This is a genomic window from Lactobacillus kimbladii, assembly GCF_014323605.1.
Lineage (GTDB): Bacteria > Bacillota > Bacilli > Lactobacillales > Lactobacillaceae > Lactobacillus > Lactobacillus kimbladii_B.
On record NZ_SCMB01000002.1, the window covers coordinates 259,207 to 275,751 of the forward strand.

Sequence of the window (16,545 nt, forward strand, 5' to 3'; positions counted from 1 at the left end):
GTAGAAAGAAAATTATGTACAAGAAATTTAATCAAAATCAACCAAAAGAAAAAGATATTATTATTACCATTAAAAGACTGGGTATTAATGGTGAAGGCATCGGCTATTACCGCAAAAAAATAATTTTTATTCCTGGCGCCTTGCCTAACGAGGTAGTTGTTGCCAAAATTATTGCAGAATACCCCCGTTATATTGATGCAGAACTGGTTCGTATTAAAGAAAAAAGTCCTGACAGGGTACCTTTCCCCACTAATGTCAATCCAGAAATTGGTGGACTCGAACTTGCTCATTTAGCTTATTCTAAGCAGCTAGAATTTAAACGGGACAATGTTCTTGAGGCCCTTAAAAAATATCATCCCCGTGGTTACAGCAAGTATAAAGTCAAAAAGACAATTCCGGCTCCAGAAGAATGGCATTATCGTAATAAGGCTCAATATCAAATTGAACTGTCACATGGCCAAATTAACTTAGGACTTTTTGCACCTAATTCGCACGAACTTTTTGATCTTCCCGAAATGCCAACGCAAAGTCAGGCAACTCAAGACACTGAACGCAAAATTAAAAGTTTAGTGGAAAAATTGCACATTAGAATTGCAGATCCTTACCGTCATTTTGACGGGCTCAAAACTATAGTAGTTCGTCAGGCTTATGCCACTCACGAAATTCAAGTAACCTTAATTACAGTGGGCCACAGTCTTAAAAATCTGGAGCAACTTGCAAAAGAGATTATGAGGCTTCCTGATATAGTTAGTGTTTTTCAAAATGAAACTGATTGGCGCAACCCCCAAGTCTGGGGCAATAAAACCACTAAATTAGCAGGTAAAAACCAAATCACTGATGAAATTTTAGGTAAAAAGTTTGCACTTTCTCCGCGAGCATTCTTCCAGTTAAATCCGGTGCAAACTATTACCCTTTATTCAAGGGCGCTAAAATTTTTGGATTTAAAAGCAGATGAAACCCTGATTGATGCATACAGTGGAGTGGGAACGCTGGGAATTTTAGCAGCAGATCAAGTCAAACAGGTTATTGGTATTGAAACTATTCCTGAAGCAATTGCTGACGCCAATCATAACGTTGAACTCAATCATATTAAAAATGCTAATTATATTCAGGGAAGTGTAGAAAAAGTTTTACCTGAACTAGCTCAAAATGGAATTCCAATTGATGCGCTGATTGTGGACCCACCACGAACTGGTCTGGCCAAAAGCTTGATCAAAACCCTGTTGAGGGTAAAACCCAAAACCTTTGTTTACATTTCCTGTAACCCATCTACCCTCGCTCAAGATTTAGTCCTTTTGAGTGAAGCGTACAATGTCAGACTGATTGAAAACGTCGACATGTTGCCACAGACTCCAAGGTGTGAATGTGTCGTTAAACTAACTTTAAGATAAATAAAAAGCAAAATAGTTGTCGCAATTAGCGACAACTATTTTTGTGGATCGGGTGTCAATTGAGAATATTTTCTTTTGAGATAAAATCATCATATACAAATATATAAAACTATAAAAACTTCGCAATAAAATTGTTATTTCAAAAGTAGATAACAAACATATTATGGAGATAGAAATCTTGTAACCTTAACCACACTTTAATAATAGCAGATAAATGTAAGCGCTAGCAAATAAAATGCATAGTTTACTTCACATATTTAGCTAAAAATGTCGCAACACGTCTTTTATATTCCTTTGGATGCTTTGAAAATGACTTGGCATGTTTAGCTCCGGGAGCTACCCATATTTCCTTTGGTCCTCTGGTAGCATTATAATTAGGATAGACCATTTTAGTTGGTACAAAATTATCACGGCTGCCATGAATAAACAGCATTGGTCTATGATTTTTATGTAACTGTTTAACACTAGAGGCATTACCCATGAAATAGCCAACTTTTATCTTATTAATGCCACTTAGAATTTCAACTAGTGGAAAACGAGGAAAAGCAGGCATATTGTACAAGACTCCTGCTTCATGCTCAATTTCATCCTTGACGCTGGTATAACCACAGTCTTCTACAAACGCTTTAACTTGATGAGGAAGTTTAAGCCCACTTGTCATCATGGCAGTTGCCGCACCCATACTTAAGCCATAAATTACTACCTGTTGGTTCTGACCATATTTTTGCAATAAATATGAGACCCATTTTTTTACGTCATCTTTTTCCGGCCAACCATACCCAATGTATTTTCCTTCGCTCTTTCCCTGAGCTCTCGGATCTGGAGTTAAAGTATTATAGCCTAATTGATGAAACAAGGCATCATATTCTCCCATATCTTCTTTCGTGTCCATATATCCAGGTAAAACAATAGCTGTCTTGTTGGAAGTTTTGTAAGGAATAAAATTTGCGTCTAATTTGAATTTTTCATCAGCTGATTCAATATACCACTTTTGTTTAGCAGTTTTTTTAAACCAAATTTTTTCAAGGTAAAGAGGATCTGACTTCTTGATTACTTTACTTGAAGAACTTAAAAAACTTTTTTTACCTGGTACACATGCCACTTTAAAGAAATAGTAACCTGCTCCTGTAAATAATACACATACTAGTAAGATAATAATAATTGATGAAAGCCATAGCTTTTTATGTTTTAATTTTTTCAATTAGTTTTGCCACCCTCACTAAAATAATATCTTATAGTATAACATGTTAAATTTGTATAGGAATAATAAAAATGAGATTAACAGATTTATTACAATTAACCAATGATTTAAGCAACCAAACTAGCTTGTATTTATCTATTGGCCAAAAAAATATTCCTTTGGCAAAAGTGAAAATTTCAAGCAATGAATGCCTCCTTTTTCCCGGAAAAAAGCCACTAACCAAAGGCAAACTGGTTAATTTGGTTAAAAATATCCACGGTCGCAGTATTCCAATATTTATTTATAACCAAAAAAAGAGAATTGCTGTTTATGGTATTCAAATTTTGCCTGATCAAAATAGAGTTAGGCTAACCTAAAAAAGCTGCCGTTGGGCAGCTTTTTCTAACTATTTTTGCAAATATTGCCGAATGCGGTTTTTGGTTCCAGCAAAATACCAGTTGCCGGTTTGTTCGTCACTTTGAAGCTCTATATCATCTTGTGGAGATTCTAAACACTGATTAAAAATTTGTTCATATTTAGGAATAGTTAATTTTTGACGGCGATTAATCATTGTTTGATCTGCATTTGCATGTAGATTCTTTTCATAACCCTCAATAATTTGTCCTGAATAAAACTCACCCATTGCCCCCGAACCATAAGAAAATAAACCGATTTTTGCATTTGCTGGCAATTTAGCATTTTCCAGTAAACTCAAAAGGCTTAAATATAAAGAAGCAGTGTAAATATTACCGACTTCCTTGCCATAACGAGCAGCAGCAGTAAAATTCTCTGTCAAATGTTTTTTAGTCTTTTCATCTTGAGAGGTAGTAGCCCACTCATTTGCCTTAAATCCCATTTTTACAAAAGGCAAATGATAAAGTAATGCTGTGAAATCACTAGTTTTTATTCCAGTTTGTCTAAGATAATCCTTGAACGTGTGTTTAAAAAAGTCTAAATACACGTTTTTTGAATATTTACCATCAACTACGGCGACTGCTGAATCATTAGGACGCCAAAAGTCATTAATATCCTCGCTGTACGAGCTGTGTCCCTTATTGATAGTCAAAATTTGGGGATCAGCCTTAATTAACATGCTAATACTGCCTGCCCCTTGCGTTACCTCACCGCCAGTATTAACACCATAGCGAGCAATATCAGAGCCAATTACAATTGCGCTATGGTGGGGATGAAGGCGGACATAATCCCGAGCAATCATGATGCCTGCAGTCATGCCAAAGCATGCTTCTTTTACTTCAAATGTTCTGACATTTGCCGGTAATGCCAAAGCTGATTTGATGAAAAGCGAGGCCGATTTAGATTGGTCAACACTGCTTTCCGTTCCAACGATTAATAAACCAACTTTTTCGCGTGCAATTTGATCTAAATATCTAAGCGTTGCATTAATTCCCATTGAAACTGCATCTTGAGTCTGATCAGCCACGCTCATTCTATTTTGACCAATACCAATCAAAAATTTATTAGGATCTTCATTTCGCGCTTTTGCCAAATCTACCATATCAACGTATTTGTTTGGTGTATAAAAACCAATTTGATCAATTCCGACTTGCATTATTTTCCTCTCTAATTTCTCTTAAAAATTCCTGGGCTGCAGATTGACTGTATTTTTTGTTATTTATGATTTTTTGGAATACAACTTTTTTCTCAGCAGCAGTAGCATCTAAACTTGTCACAATATTTCTGGCCTGTAGTTTCATGTGTCCTGCCTGTATTCCCTTGGTAGAAATTGCCAGTAATGCTGCTAAATTATTGGCTAAACCAATGGCAGCAATAATATTAGCTAATTGTTCTGCAGCAATTTTTTTGCCTAAAATACGGTAGTTTTGCCTAACATCTTTTCTGGAATTGATTGAGCCACCAACAGTTCCAATTGGCAAGGGAATGCTAAGCTTGCCGACAAGCTTTTCATTTTCAAGCCGCCATTCACTGAAACTGGTGTAGGTGCCTGTTTTACTTGCAAAAACACCGCAAGCTGCCTCCACTGCGCGAGTATCATTTCCCGTTGCCAGTAAAACAGCATCAACCCCGTTCATAATCCCTTTATTATTGGTAACGGCTCTCATTGGATCATCTTGACCAATTCGACTTAATAAAACAATTTTCCTGGCAGTTTCTATTCCACCAATTAAATCAATGGGAACAGCTGCTCTGACCGTTGTGACTTGGCTGGGATAATTTGACAAAATGGCAAATAATTTTTGTTTAATGCCAGAAAAATTCTCTAACTCATCAGCCATAAGTTCTAAAATAGAATTTACTTTGTTAGCGCCCATCGCCTCGGCCGGATCAACTAATACTTTCACATAAAGTAAATCATTTATCTGCTTAAGTTCTATTTTACGGACTCCACCGCCATGACTTACAAGACTGGCAAAATCAGTATTTGTCTTTTTAATAAGAGTTGGCAATACTTCTTGCAAGTTGGAGACTTCAAAATTTTCAGCCACCTGCATTACAATTTGACCCCAAATACCATCTCGTTGACTGCTTGCGGTAAAGCCTCCAGCTTTTGCAACAATACCAGCGCCATTATTAGCTGCGGCAACTACCGAAGCTTCTTCAGTCACCATTGGTACTTGGTAATTTTGACCATTGACTAATAAGTCTTGTACTAAACCGACAGGTAACCGCAACTGACCTATTACATTTTCACTTAATAAATCCAAGTTATGCAAAACCTGGGAATCAATTTGATCCAGTTTGATTCCCTGTTTTTGCAAGAAATCTCGCCTTTTTTCAGGAGATAATTTATAGAATTTCATTTACAATTTCTCTATTTCACATGCAATTGCTTGTCCACCACCAATACAAAGAGTTACCAAAGCCTTGTGGCCATTGATATGATTCATAATATTGACGGCTGTTCCTACTAACCGGGTTCCGGTAGCAGCAAGAGGATGACCTAGTGCAATGGCTCCACCGAAAATGTTTAGTTTGGCAGGTGAAATCCGCAGTTTGCGGGCTAAGACCACGCTAGGTGCGGCAAAAGCTTCATTAACTTCGATTACGTCATAATCATTAATAGTGTTGCCAGTTTTTTGTAATAATTTTTCTACAGCAAAATATGGTGCTACACCCATGTATGCCGGATCAGTCCCAGATTCAGCAAACGCACCCAATCGGGCCAGAGGTTGCAATTTAAGTTCCTTGACTTTTTCTGCGCTTGCCAAAATAATCATACTAGCACCATCACTTAAGGGTGAAGAATTGCCAGCTGTAACTAAACCATTTTTCTTAAAAACAGGTTTTAACTTGCTCAGTGCTGCCATATTAGTGTCTGCCCGAATGGTTTCGTCCTGCTGGATCATTTTACCGTTTACTTCTACGCCAATTATTTCATCTTGAAAAAAGTTTTGCTGAACAACTTCAACTGCTTTGCGATGAGAAGCTAAACTATATTGATCCATTTCTGTACGCGTAACTCCATATTTTTCTGCTACGTTTTCAGCCGTTAAACCCATATGCTCATGAGAAAAAGCATCAATGAGGCCATTCTGCAGCATTTCGCTTTGAAACTGTGGTTTTTCTTTGTCCTCTGTTAAATAAACAGCATTAGACATACTTTCAGCACCGCCAACAGCTACCAAGTCAAAGTCACACAGTTCCATTTGTCCTTGAGCCAGTCTGAGAGCTTTTAAACTTGAACCACAGACTTCATTAATTGTAACGCTGCTGCTTTTGGGACTCATACCCGTTTTCAGAGCAATTTGCCGAGCCATATTTTGTCCTAACCCAGCACCCAAAACATTACCCATAAATAAGGCGTCCAGTTTTTCAGCAGGCAGATCAATGCTTTTTAGTGTTTCTCTTAAGGCTAACACTCCTAAATCTATTGCATTTTTTTCAGCCCATAACCCATGATAGCGACCAAAAGGAGTTCTTTTAGCTGCAACAATATATATATCTTTCATTTAACCTATCCCTTAGCGAAAAGTTTCAAGTTGCATGATACAAAAATTTTCAACTCGAGGACAGTAATTAGTCCGACATTAAGAAAAATTTTACATAAAAAAAGAAACCATTAAATGATGGTTCCTTTAATTGCATAATTGATTTATTTGTTATTGTTAATTTTGTTCTTCTAATTTCTTTCCTAAATCAATAATATATTTACGTAATGCATCCTTCGTTTCCGGATGTTTTAAGCCATACTCAATTGAAGTTTCCAAGTAACTTTCTTTATTGCCAACATCATGACGAGTCCCCTTAAATACGTGTGCTAAAACCCGTTGAGTTTTATTCATGGTATCAATTGCATCAGTTAATTGAATCTCCCCGCCTTTATCTGGTTTCTGTTCAGCCAAAATTGGAAAAATTTCTGGAGTTAAAAGATACCGACCAATAATGGCATAATCACTCGGAGCCTTGTCTACTTCTGGCTTTTCTACAAAAGATTTAACATTTATTAAGCCAGGTGCAATTTCACTATCCGGCTCAATTATGCCATATTTATAAACCTCTTTATGTGGCACCGGCATGACTGCAATTGTGGAAGCATTCGTTTCACTATAACGGTCAATCAATTGCTTTGTTAATGGTACTTTGTCCATCATCAAGTCGTCGCCAAGCATAACGACAAATGGTTCATCTCCAATAAAACTACGTCCACGGGCAATCGCATCCCCTAAACCTGCTGGATAGGGTTGACGAGTATAATAAATATTAATTCCCAAATGGGTAATTTCCTGCGACATTTTAAGTAGACCAGTCTTACCTTTTTCCTGCAGATTTTGTTCAAGTTCAGGATTGGAGTCAAAATGATCTTCAATCGAGCGCTTATTTTTTCCAGTGACAATCAAAATGTCTTCAATACCAGATTTTTTAGCTTCTTCAACGATAAATTGAATAGTCGGTTTGTCGACAATCGGCAACATTTCCTTGGGCATTGCTTTAGTTACCGGCATAAACCTAGTACCAAGACCAGCAGCAGGAATAATTGCTTTTCTTACTTTCATATTTTTTACGCTTTCTTTAAAATCATAAAACTAATATACCAAAATAAAATTGAATGCGCCAATTTTTAATGACTGCGCTTTCTTTGAATATATTCAGCTAAACGACCCACTGAATACTTTACTTCTCCGTAATTAAGCGTTACTATCGCAGCATTTACACATGTCCCCAGTAAAAAGAGGATTGAGGAAATATTCAACCACAACATGAAAATAATAAAAGTACCGATAATGCCATAGTTTTCCCAGCTAATACGAAAATGATGCAGATAGAAACTAAAAAGCCAGGAAAGAATAATCCAGCCGAATAATGTAGTAAAAACACCTGGCCAGATAACTTTTTTCTTTAATCTGATGTTGGGTAAAAAATAATTGACATAATACAGTGAGCCTATCATTGTGATAATAATTACTGGGTAACGATAACTAAAAATTTTTTCAATTTCACCAACAGAAAAAGAGAAAATTGGGCGTAAAAATTCGAGTACCTGCTGACCAAAAATCAAAGTTAAATTAAGCAAGGCAAATACTATAATCATGAGGTTGGTCAACATAATCGTAATAGATCTTGTCCAGACAGTGACCTGCCATTTTTGCTTTAATTCTTGAGCACGAACACCATAGATGCGATTCATACCAATTCTAATAGCATTAACTAACGAAGAAACAGACCATAATGCCAATATAATACCGAATGAAATATAACCACTTGATTTGCTTTTTAATAATGAGTTAATTATCGGCATAATAAATTTAGCAATTTTATCTGGAAAAATAAGTTTTAAATAACTGGCAATCGGTTCAGTATTAATATTAAATAACGGCAAAATATTTCCGATAATAATAATTAACGGAAATATCGAAAACAAAACGTAGTAGGCAATCGCAATTGCGCTTGTTAAAACTTCACCTTGAGTAAATTTCAAGGAAACAGTTTTATAAAATAAAAAAGAGCGTTTCCTGATTGCCTCAGCTTTTTTACCCATGCAATTTAATCATCCATTTCGTCAAAATGTGGTAAGTACTTTTCATAGCCATCATATGGCTTTTGTAGCGTTAAAATTTTAGGACCATCCTTAGTTATTGCAAAGGTATGTTCAAATTGTGCGGATTTTGAGCCATCCGGTGTAGCGTAAAAGACCCAATCATCTTTTGGATCCGCAACGCTTTTTTCAACAATGCGCCAGTCACCACCCGCTTCAACCATTGGTTCACAGGTAATAGTCATTCCTTCGCGCAATCTTAGTCCGTGTCCTGCCTTACCCCAATGTGGTACTTCGGGATCTTCATGAATGCTGGGTTGAATGCCGTGTCCGACTAATTCTTTAACGTCACCATAGTGATGTTCATCTTCTACAAAATGTTGTATTGCGGCCCCGATGTCCCCAATGCGATTACCTAAAACTGCCTGATCAATACCTAAGTACATGGCTTTTTTAGTTGTATCCATCAAATCCTGATCAGCTTGAGAAATTTCACCTACTGGGTAAGTAGTACAAGAATCTGTTTCAAAGCCATTGAGATTGCAAGTCACATCAACCTTGACCAAATCCCCTTCCTTTAAAATTGTGTCTTTACGTGGAGTAGCGTGGGCGATCTGGTCATTAACAGAAATACATGTCCCATATTTGTAACCTTCAAAGCCCTGCTCTGACAACCTGCCACCACGACTTTTGACAAAATCTTGACAAAATTCTTCAATTGACCAAGTGGTAATTTCGGGCTTAATTACTTCCCTTAGACCTTCAAACATTGATGCTAATAACCTGCCTGAAGCTTGCATGCCCTTCAATTCTCTAATGGATTTAATTGTAATCAAATTTAAATTCTCCTCTATTAAATGATGTTTGATTACATTATAGCGTTTTTTAAAAGTTTACTAAAGAATTTCATTAATTACGCAAAATTAGGTATAATGTTTTGATGAATTAGTTTTTGTGAAAGGTATGAATTTAATGAAAGCTAGAATAGTCTATGCAAGTATGACTGGCAACGATGCAGATATAGCAGATATTCTGGAAGAAGATTTACAAGATTTGGGCTTCGATGTGGAAACGAGCGAAGCTGAATTTACTGACGCCAGTGATTACTTATCAAGTGATTTGTGCATCTTTATTACTTATACCTATGGCGAAGGCACTATGACCGACGATATTGCAGATTTTTATGACCAACTAAATGACTTGGATTTAACTGGAAAATATTTTGCTGTGATGGGCAGTGGTGACATGATGTATGCCGATCATTTTTGTGAAAATGTCTTTGATTTTGAAAAAATGTTTAAGCAAGTTGGAGCAAAAGAAGTGACTAAACCAGTTACAATTGAAAATGCACCAAACGATAACGATATAGATGCAATTGATAATGCAGCTAAGGAAATGGCTGATCAGTTAAATGGTTAAGAAAAAGAAAATGGATTCACAAAAATTTGACTCAATGTCTGATCCTAAAATCCACCACTTAGCGCAAAAAGTGGTCAAAAGACATCGCAACTTATTTGTTTACATGATCTTTGGTTTTATAGCGGCTCTAATCAACACTGTGGTGTTTATGATTTTGCATAAATGGTGGCATAGCGTTGTTTTAGTATCGAATACTATTGCATTTATTGTTTCTAACTTAGCTTCCTTTGTATTTAACCAAAAGGCTGTCTTTATCAATAACGTCGATCAGGAACATTCTAATTGGCAAAAGCTGATTGTTTTTTTCACCTATAGGATTATTAGTCTTATTCCTGACAGTTTAATTATGCTGGTTGGGTTGTCCTGGCTTCATTTAGATGCGTTGTTAGTAAAAATTGTTGATCAAATTTTAGTGGGTATTTTTAATTACCTCACTACCAGATCAGTTTTTCAAGCTCAAGAAACTACCATGATTGCACGGGCAAAAGAGAAAATTAAAGCACGTAAAGAAAAAAGTAATAAATAAAAGCCAAGAAAAAAATTTTCTTGGCTTTTTGTGTAACAAAATTTAGATAGCTCATTTAAAATCAGCTGGTTTTTCACCCTTATTTTGAGCAAAATAGTAAGCAATATCATCCATTATTCGTTCTGATGCATGACCATCACCATAAGGATTCTTGGCGTTAGCCATTTGTTCATATACCTTTTTATTATCAAGTAACTCCAACATTGCGTTTCTAACATTATCAACTTGTGTTCCCACTAATTTGAGTGTACCAGCTTTAACACCTTCTGGTCTCTCTGTAGTATCCCTTAAAACCAGTACTGGCTTATTTAATGCAGGAGCTTCTTCTTGAACCCCACCAGAATCTGTCATAATGAAGTAGCTTAATTTGGCTAAGTTATGAAAATCAACCACATCTAAAGGGGCAATCAAATGAATTCGCGAGTCATTACCTAAAATTTCGTGAGCAACTTTTTGGACACTTGGTGATAAATGCACAGGATAAATAATTTCAACATCATCATGGTTGTCTACGACCTGCTTCATCACCTTAAAAACCCGTCTCATAGGTTCTCCCTGATTTTCCCTCCTGTGCATGGTCACAAGTATTATCTTGCTTCCAGGTTTAATCAGATCTAAAACCTCATGGTGGTAATCACTTTGAACAGTTTCTTCCAAGGCATCAATAGCTGTATTACCAGTGATAAAAATATTATCAGAATTGTGGTTTTCTTTAATCAAGTTTTGCTTGCTAACCACAGTTGGTGCAAAATAAAGATCAGTTAAATCATCAGTCATTTGCCTGTTCATTTCTTCAGGAAAAGGTGAATACTTATTCCAGGTTCTAAGGCCTGCTTCAACGTGACCAAGTGGGCATTGAAGATAAAAGCTGGCCAAACCAGCAGCAAAGCTGGTAGTTGTATCTCCATGAACCAAAACAATATCTGGTTTAACTTCTTTTAGAACTTTTGTCATGTCGATTAATACTTTGGCTGTCACGCTCTCTAAAGTTTGGTTTTTCTTCATAATATTAAAGTCATACTCCGGCTTGATTTTAAATATATTAAGAACTTGATCCAGCATCTCTCGATGTTGTGCTGTAACCACCGTAACTTCTTCAAATCGATCATCTTTTTTTAGTCTCTGTACCAAAGGAGACATCTTTATCGCTTCCGGTCTGGTACCAAAAACAGTCATTACCCTAATTTTGCTCATAATTTCCTCCATTTTATTAATATATTAGTAAATTAGCTGCAAAAAAACAAGTAAATTATGGTTTAATAACTATTGAATAACAAAAGTTGGTGAAGAAATGTATCATGGATTTAAATTATTACTAATTACAGGACTGTTAATAGTTTTAGCAGCTTTTTGTTTTGTCTTTAGTTTTGACGGCAGAAAGACAGTCAAATGCAGAAGAATTTTACTTGGAATAGCAGTAATTCTATTCATATTAATTATCTTTTTAGTTATTCGTATTTTGAAATCACCTTTATATTAAAAATATAGTAAGAAAATGCTCTAGATCAGTAACTACACAAATATTTATTTTATAAAAGTGTTTATTCTTTCACTTTATATATTAATTCGCTGTATAATGATTTTGAAAAGAGGTGAATAAATTATGGGTAAGGCGGAAGTCTCCAAAAATGTTTGGGTCACTACTCACGGCGATAAATGGGCTGTTAAAATTGCTGGTAGCGGCAAAATCTCTAAAACTTTTGACAGAAAAGCTGATGCTTTAGAATATGCAAAAAGTCTGGCACAAAAGAAAAAGACCGAACTAATTAGTCAAAAAAGAAACGGGCGTATTAATCTTAAAAATTCGTATGGTCGTGACAGTCCCAAAGCCTCAGGTTAATATATATCGATACATTGTTATTACTACTATTTTCATATATTTTATCTATTCTGACATTTTAATTAATCTATATTTCTCAAACTAAAATATAAACTTTATTTTATTCATATTTACATAAATAACAAATCTTTCAAATTCTGGTCTGATTATCTTCTTGATAGTCAGACTTTTATTTGTCCACAATTATTTTTACCCCTAAAATATCTGAACTATCAATACTATCTTCTTTTTTGTTACCAACAAATGTGTAGTTTGGCTTTGCTGCATTTTTGATTAAAACATTCGTTACAATAAAAGTTTTAATTGCACCATCTTTAAGTTTAAATTCAGCTTTTTTACCTTTTAGGACAAATTTTAATTCAAAGTATGTCATTTGATGTATAGCCAAAGAAAAATTGGCACTGCCTGGAATTGCATCAACCACTTGAGAGATAAAAACATCATCTTTTGGATCATCAGCCATAAAAATCATTTCAGGTTGGTCATCATCTTCGTCCTCAATTTCATTAACAAAGATTGTTCTTTTGGTACCATCTTTTAATTTAAAAGTTACATTACGAGCCCGAAAATTATCTAAAACTTCGGGTAAAGACATTTTGTGTGGATTCATTTTTAAAAATTCTAATTAAACTAAAAAAGCCAATCTTGTTTAAAACAGGACAGTTAAGCTGAAAATGATCCTGCTACAAAGGATTAGCAACTGTTTTCTAATAAATTTAAAATCTGTAAAATTTGCATTTAAATTATACTTTATATGACCCCGGTGAGATTCGAACTCACCTCTACGGTTTAGGAGACCATTGTTCTATCCAGATAAACTACAGGGTCGCAATAGATTAACTTTACCAAATTTGAGTGATAAAAGCCAATTTTTTTAGTAACTAATATTGACGAGTAAAATATGGTTGTGGCGCGTTAGAATCAGCGATCTTATCTGCCGCAAAAACAAAGGGTGTCCAGATGGCTAAAGCAATGAGCATGTTAACAATTGACAATATAATAGCACGCCAATCATAATTGCAAGCTAGAAATGGTCCGATGATTGGTGGCACAACGGCAGGAACTGCTACTTGGACAGGATTAACTAAATTCATCATGCTGACACCGTAAGAAAAAGCCACATTGACTAATGGGGCAAGGACAAATGGAATAAAATAAACGGGATTAAGAACTACAGGCAAGCCAAAAATAATTGGTTCATTGATATTAAAAATTCCTGGAGCTAGTGCAACTTTAGCAATTGTCCGGTAGTCACTCCTCTTGGAAAACAGCAGTATGGCCACAATTAACATCAATGTTCCCCCTGCTCCTCCAAACCAAGCAAATGCGTCAAACGATCCGCGAACCCAAATAAAAGGTGCTTCTCTTCCTGCACGAGCAGCTGTGACGTTGACATTCTGGGCAGTTAACCAAATTGAATCTAAAATTGGAGCCCAAACGCTTAAGCCATTAAAACCAAAAAAGCTGAAAATCTGAACTAATAAGGTCACAAGCATTACCATGCCGAAGCCTTGGCCTAATTTTACTAAAGGGGTTTGAATCGAATTGAGCAGCCAGTTGCCAAAAAAAGTTCCCGTGATTGTCTGAAAGACAAAATTAATCATACCAACGCAAAATATCGCAATAATTGCGGGAATGAGTGAATCAAATGCCATCTGCTCTGCATAAGGCAAATTAGCAGAAAGGTGAAGTTTGATTCTCGCCCTAAAACAAAGGGCAAAGATAGCTACACCGATTGAGCCAAATAAAATTGCAGTAAAAATACCGGTAGTTGAAAATTGTGAAATGTTAAAAGCTTTTTGAACAGGAACTACTTTGCCGTTAATTTTAAGTTTAGTTAAATTAGCAATGCTCATGGCCAAAGAAGACAGGGAAACAATTGCTCCGGCAACTGGATCAACTTCCATGCTTTTAGCTAAATGATAACCTAAAGACATTGACAAAAAGAGGGCAAATAAAGCAAAAGTACCACGCCAAACTACATTACATACTAACGAGAGTGGCTGCATTGCCCAAGCAAAAGTATACCAGCCTAATTCGGTCTTGGCTGCAGCAATCAGGCTTTTGATCAAAACAGCAAGGGAACCTGCAATAGTAATAGGCATTACTGAGACAAATGCATCCCTTAATGCCACCAGCCAGTGAGTTTGCCCTAATTTATTTGCTAAAGGCAAAATATAGTCTTCCAGCCAAGCTACTAATCGACTCATTTTTGCTCCTTTCTTTTCAAATAATGGGGATGATAGCCCTTATTTTTATTCTTGTGCTTTTTATGTTTTTTGCTTGATCCACTAACCTTCTTTTCTTCAGCTGCGTCCTGTTTCTTACTTTTCTTTTTACGCGGCACTCTAGTAGTTAAACGGAACCCTGCAAAGTATACCCGTTCAATTTTAACACTCTGCTCAAGCAGCTTCCTAAGATCACGCAGATCATGATCATCACCTAAAGTTACCACAAATCCCTTGGCCCCCATGCGCCCAGTTCGTCCAGCACGATGCATGTACGTGTTAATTTCACTAGGGATGTCGTAATTTACCACATATGTTACCCCAGCAATGTCTAAACCACGGGCAGCCAAGTCTGTTCCTAGAAGCAATTTGATTCTGCCAACTTTAAAATTATTAAGAGCTTCCTCTCTTTTCTGCTTGCCAAAGTCATTAGCTAAAATACCAAATTTAGTCTTAGTATGTGCCAAAATACCGGCAAAACGCATCATAGTTTGGTTTGAATCAAAAAACAGAATGCCTTTAAAACCATCAAGGCGCATCAATCGCTGAATAAAATCAATTTTATGGGCATTATCTATTTGTAAAAAATAATTTTTTACAGTTGATTTCTGTTCTGGTCGGACATCAATCGTGATAAATTTGCGAGCAAAAATATCTTCTGCCTGTTTGGTTATCTCTGATTCAGTAGCACCAAAAAGCAAGATCTGCGAATCAGCTGTCATATTTTGTCCTAAAGAACTTAATAATTCCATTTTATTAAATTCTAAAACGTCATCCGCCTCATCTACTACCAGAGTTCTTATTTGATTAACTTTGATGCGATTGGCTGAAAAGAAATCAAAAAATCTTCCGGGAGTGGCAACGACAATTTCAGGATGTTTCTTTTTTAAATTATCTTCTTGACGTTTGCGATTACCAGCTCCAACAAGTGTAATTCCCGTTAAAGCAAGAGCATGAATAAAAGGGTTAATGGCATGGCGAATCTGCACCGCTAATTCTGTTGTTGGTGCAATAATAATTAAACTATTGGGTTTGCCTTTTTCTACTTTTTCCAGCGCAGGTAAAGCATAAGCTAAAGTCTTTCCGGTTCCCGTTTTTGCAAGTGCAATACAACTTGCACCATTTAAAATTGGAGTGCGCGTTTCCTGCTGAATCAAAGTTGGTTCAGCCATTTTTAATTTTGTTAAAACTGCTTGAATTTCTTGTTTCATTATTGTGTTAATTGTCCGTATTTCTCCTTGTACTGGGTAACTGTACCATTGTATGTTAGCATAACTACCCCACTTTCTAAATTTCTTACAGACTTTACCCGGCCGTCATTGTTATAGCGCCAAAATGAATATTGCATTTTGTTCGGGGCCTTTTTGCCACCAGTAATGAACTGTACACCATGGGGAAAATATTTTTTATATTTAACTGGGATATCTACCATGACGCGTTTATTTAATCCTTGAAGCATGCCAGCAAATTGAGCCATTTGTTTAATATATGATAAATCATAGCTATCAATAGCTGGTTCTATACAAATTGGTAAACTTCCCGTGTCTGTGCCCACCTTTTTCAGAAAATACTGATAGTGCTGCAATGGTGTTGATTCATTGCTGTAGGCAACAATAGTACCAAAAGCCAGTTTAGTTCCTAATATTTGATCACGATATGACAGATAATCATCGTCGAAGTATGAACGTCCCTGTGTACTTCTCAAATAGACAAATGAAATACCGTTAGACTGTAGTTCATGTAAATCAACATAACCGTAATCCTGGTTTAATTCGACGCCAATTGCGCTTGAATTACCATTTGGCGGCAATGTCGTCTGGTTATGCATATTGGCTATGCCAGTGATAAGAAGTCCAATTGCAACAACTAGTAAGATTAGAATTGCAGGTAGCGTAAACTTATGATGAAACCTTTTCATCTTTTTCTCCGTTTATTTTTTCTACACCTGTACATTATAGCAATTTTTCCACTACAGTTGCTAACTACAATCTTAGCAATAAAAAAAGTG

Annotated in this window: 18 protein-coding genes and 1 tRNA gene; 5 read left to right on the forward strand and 14 right to left on the reverse strand. The window is 36.1% G+C overall.

Annotation, left to right across the window (positions count from 1 at the left end; all coding sequences use genetic code 11):
• Positions 1-14: 14 nt before the first annotated feature.
• The gene (gene rlmD / locus ERK18_RS04460; protein WP_187154482.1) at positions 15-1,391 is read left to right on the forward strand and encodes a 23S rRNA (uracil(1939)-C(5))-methyltransferase RlmD; all 1,377 of its coding nucleotides are present in this window, start codon (positions 15-17) and stop codon (positions 1,389-1,391) included.
• A gap of 244 nt (positions 1,392-1,635) precedes the next feature.
• Here rlmD and ERK18_RS04465 read toward each other — a convergent pair whose 3' ends face one another.
• Complete coding sequence (locus ERK18_RS04465; RefSeq protein WP_187154483.1) at positions 1,636-2,592, reverse strand: alpha/beta hydrolase; 957 nt, start codon at positions 2,590-2,592, stop codon at positions 1,636-1,638.
• 71 nt (positions 2,593-2,663) lie between these two features.
• Between ERK18_RS04465 and ERK18_RS04470 the strand changes: the two genes are divergently transcribed.
• Positions 2,664-2,948: a hypothetical protein gene (locus ERK18_RS04470; RefSeq protein WP_187154484.1), complete on the forward strand. Its 285-nt coding sequence runs from the start codon at positions 2,664-2,666 to the stop codon at positions 2,946-2,948.
• 29 nt (positions 2,949-2,977) lie between these two features.
• Here ERK18_RS04470 and ERK18_RS04475 read toward each other — a convergent pair whose 3' ends face one another.
• From ERK18_RS04475 to map, 6 genes are all read right to left on the reverse strand, one after another.
• On the reverse strand, positions 2,978-4,141 hold the full coding sequence (locus ERK18_RS04475) for a hydroxymethylglutaryl-CoA synthase (protein ID WP_187154485.1): 1,164 nt from the start codon (positions 4,139-4,141) through the stop codon (positions 2,978-2,980).
• On the reverse strand, positions 4,125-5,351 hold the full coding sequence (locus ERK18_RS04480) for a hydroxymethylglutaryl-CoA reductase, degradative (RefSeq protein WP_187154486.1): 1,227 nt from the start codon (positions 5,349-5,351) through the stop codon (positions 4,125-4,127). Before ERK18_RS04480 ends, ERK18_RS04475 begins: the two co-directional genes overlap by 17 nt.
• Positions 5,352-6,500, reverse strand: a complete 1,149-nt coding sequence (locus ERK18_RS04485) for a thiolase family protein (protein WP_187154487.1) — start codon at positions 6,498-6,500, stop codon at positions 5,352-5,354.
• Positions 6,501-6,656: 156 nt separating this feature from the next.
• Positions 6,657-7,544, reverse strand: coding sequence for a UTP--glucose-1-phosphate uridylyltransferase GalU (galU, locus tag ERK18_RS04490; protein WP_045927754.1), 888 nt, complete (start codon positions 7,542-7,544; stop codon positions 6,657-6,659).
• A gap of 65 nt (positions 7,545-7,609) precedes the next feature.
• Positions 7,610-8,527, reverse strand: coding sequence for a YihY/virulence factor BrkB family protein (locus ERK18_RS04495; protein ID WP_187154488.1), 918 nt, complete (start codon positions 8,525-8,527; stop codon positions 7,610-7,612).
• Between the two features lie 5 nt (positions 8,528-8,532).
• A complete protein-coding gene (map, locus tag ERK18_RS04500; RefSeq protein WP_187154489.1) occupies positions 8,533-9,360 on the reverse strand; it encodes a type I methionyl aminopeptidase in 828 nt (275 codons plus the stop codon).
• A 136-nt stretch (positions 9,361-9,496) separates the two neighbouring features.
• On the opposite strand from map, the gene ERK18_RS04505 reads away from it, so the two are divergent.
• Both ERK18_RS04505 and ERK18_RS04510 read left to right on the forward strand, forming a co-directional pair.
• Positions 9,497-9,943 (forward strand): flavodoxin, encoded by a 447-nt coding sequence (locus tag ERK18_RS04505; protein WP_122052119.1) that lies wholly within the window; start codon positions 9,497-9,499, stop codon positions 9,941-9,943.
• 10 nt (positions 9,944-9,953) lie between these two features.
• A complete protein-coding gene (locus ERK18_RS04510; protein WP_187154490.1) occupies positions 9,954-10,469 on the forward strand; it encodes a GtrA family protein in 516 nt (171 codons plus the stop codon).
• A gap of 51 nt (positions 10,470-10,520) precedes the next feature.
• Here the strand turns inward: ERK18_RS04510 and wecB are convergent, their stop codons facing one another.
• Positions 10,521-11,663 (reverse strand): non-hydrolyzing UDP-N-acetylglucosamine 2-epimerase, encoded by a 1,143-nt coding sequence (gene wecB / locus ERK18_RS04515; protein WP_187154491.1) that lies wholly within the window; start codon positions 11,661-11,663, stop codon positions 10,521-10,523.
• Between the two features lie 102 nt (positions 11,664-11,765).
• Positions 11,766-11,900, reverse strand: a complete 135-nt coding sequence (locus ERK18_RS09500) for a hypothetical protein (protein ID WP_261982431.1) — start codon at positions 11,898-11,900, stop codon at positions 11,766-11,768.
• A 172-nt stretch (positions 11,901-12,072) separates the two neighbouring features.
• Between ERK18_RS09500 and ERK18_RS04520 the strand changes: the two genes are divergently transcribed.
• Complete coding sequence (locus ERK18_RS04520) at positions 12,073-12,309, forward strand: DUF2188 domain-containing protein (RefSeq protein ID WP_187154492.1); 237 nt, start codon at positions 12,073-12,075, stop codon at positions 12,307-12,309.
• Between the two features lie 169 nt (positions 12,310-12,478).
• On the opposite strand, the gene ERK18_RS04525 is transcribed toward ERK18_RS04520, so the two are convergent.
• From ERK18_RS04525 to ERK18_RS04545, 5 genes are all read right to left on the reverse strand, one after another.
• The gene (locus ERK18_RS04525) at positions 12,479-12,919 is read right to left on the reverse strand and encodes a hypothetical protein (RefSeq protein WP_187154493.1); all 441 of its coding nucleotides are present in this window, start codon (positions 12,917-12,919) and stop codon (positions 12,479-12,481) included.
• Between the two features lie 145 nt (positions 12,920-13,064).
• Positions 13,065-13,137: transfer RNA gene (locus ERK18_RS04530), tRNA-Arg, on the reverse strand.
• A gap of 53 nt (positions 13,138-13,190) precedes the next feature.
• Positions 13,191-14,519 carry a PTS sugar transporter subunit IIC gene (locus ERK18_RS04535; RefSeq protein WP_187154494.1) on the reverse strand — a complete coding sequence of 443 codons (1,329 nt, stop codon included), beginning with the start codon at positions 14,517-14,519 and terminating at the stop codon, positions 13,191-13,193.
• Positions 14,516-15,751: a DEAD/DEAH box helicase gene (locus ERK18_RS04540; protein WP_187154575.1), complete on the reverse strand. Its 1,236-nt coding sequence runs from the start codon at positions 15,749-15,751 to the stop codon at positions 14,516-14,518. The genes ERK18_RS04535 and ERK18_RS04540 overlap by 4 nt, the downstream gene beginning before the upstream one ends.
• On the reverse strand, positions 15,748-16,455 hold the full coding sequence (locus tag ERK18_RS04545) for a GH25 family lysozyme (RefSeq protein ID WP_187154495.1): 708 nt from the start codon (positions 16,453-16,455) through the stop codon (positions 15,748-15,750). The genes ERK18_RS04540 and ERK18_RS04545 overlap by 4 nt, the downstream gene beginning before the upstream one ends.
• Between the last annotated feature and the right edge of the window lie 90 nt (positions 16,456-16,545).

What these genes read in the sequence shown, in the direction of transcription:
- rlmD (WP_187154482.1), top strand. Translation starts at nt 15, where the DNA reads ATGTACAAGAAATTTAATCAAAATCAACCAAAAGAAAAAGATATTATT.
- ERK18_RS04470 (WP_187154484.1), top strand. Translation starts at nt 2,664, where the DNA reads ATGAGATTAACAGATTTATTACAATTAACCAATGATTTAAGCAACCAA.
- ERK18_RS04475 (WP_187154485.1), bottom strand. Translation starts at nt 4,141, where the DNA reads ATGCAAGTCGGAATTGATCAAATTGGTTTTTATACACCAAACAAATAC.
- ERK18_RS04480 (WP_187154486.1), bottom strand. Translation starts at nt 5,351, where the DNA reads ATGAAATTCTATAAATTATCTCCTGAAAAAAGGCGAGATTTCTTGCAA.
- ERK18_RS04485 (WP_187154487.1), bottom strand. Translation starts at nt 6,500, where the DNA reads ATGAAAGATATATATATTGTTGCAGCTAAAAGAACTCCTTTTGGTCGC.
- galU (WP_045927754.1), bottom strand. Translation starts at nt 7,544, where the DNA reads ATGAAAGTAAGAAAAGCAATTATTCCTGCTGCTGGTCTTGGTACTAGG.
- ERK18_RS04495 (WP_187154488.1), bottom strand. Translation starts at nt 8,527, where the DNA reads ATGGGTAAAAAAGCTGAGGCAATCAGGAAACGCTCTTTTTTATTTTAT.
- ERK18_RS04505 (WP_122052119.1), top strand. Translation starts at nt 9,497, where the DNA reads ATGAAAGCTAGAATAGTCTATGCAAGTATGACTGGCAACGATGCAGAT.
- ERK18_RS04510 (WP_187154490.1), top strand. Translation starts at nt 9,954, where the DNA reads ATGGATTCACAAAAATTTGACTCAATGTCTGATCCTAAAATCCACCAC.
- wecB (WP_187154491.1), bottom strand. Translation starts at nt 11,663, where the DNA reads ATGAGCAAAATTAGGGTAATGACTGTTTTTGGTACCAGACCGGAAGCG.
- ERK18_RS09500 (WP_261982431.1), bottom strand. Translation starts at nt 11,900, where the DNA reads ATGAATAGAATTACTGCTATTCCAAGTAAAATTCTTCTGCATTTGACT.
- ERK18_RS04520 (WP_187154492.1), top strand. Translation starts at nt 12,073, where the DNA reads ATGGGTAAGGCGGAAGTCTCCAAAAATGTTTGGGTCACTACTCACGGC.
- ERK18_RS04525 (WP_187154493.1), bottom strand. Translation starts at nt 12,919, where the DNA reads ATGAATCCACACAAAATGTCTTTACCCGAAGTTTTAGATAATTTTCGG.
- ERK18_RS04535 (WP_187154494.1), bottom strand. Translation starts at nt 14,519, where the DNA reads ATGAGTCGATTAGTAGCTTGGCTGGAAGACTATATTTTGCCTTTAGCA.
- ERK18_RS04545 (WP_187154495.1), bottom strand. Translation starts at nt 16,455, where the DNA reads ATGAAAAGGTTTCATCATAAGTTTACGCTACCTGCAATTCTAATCTTA.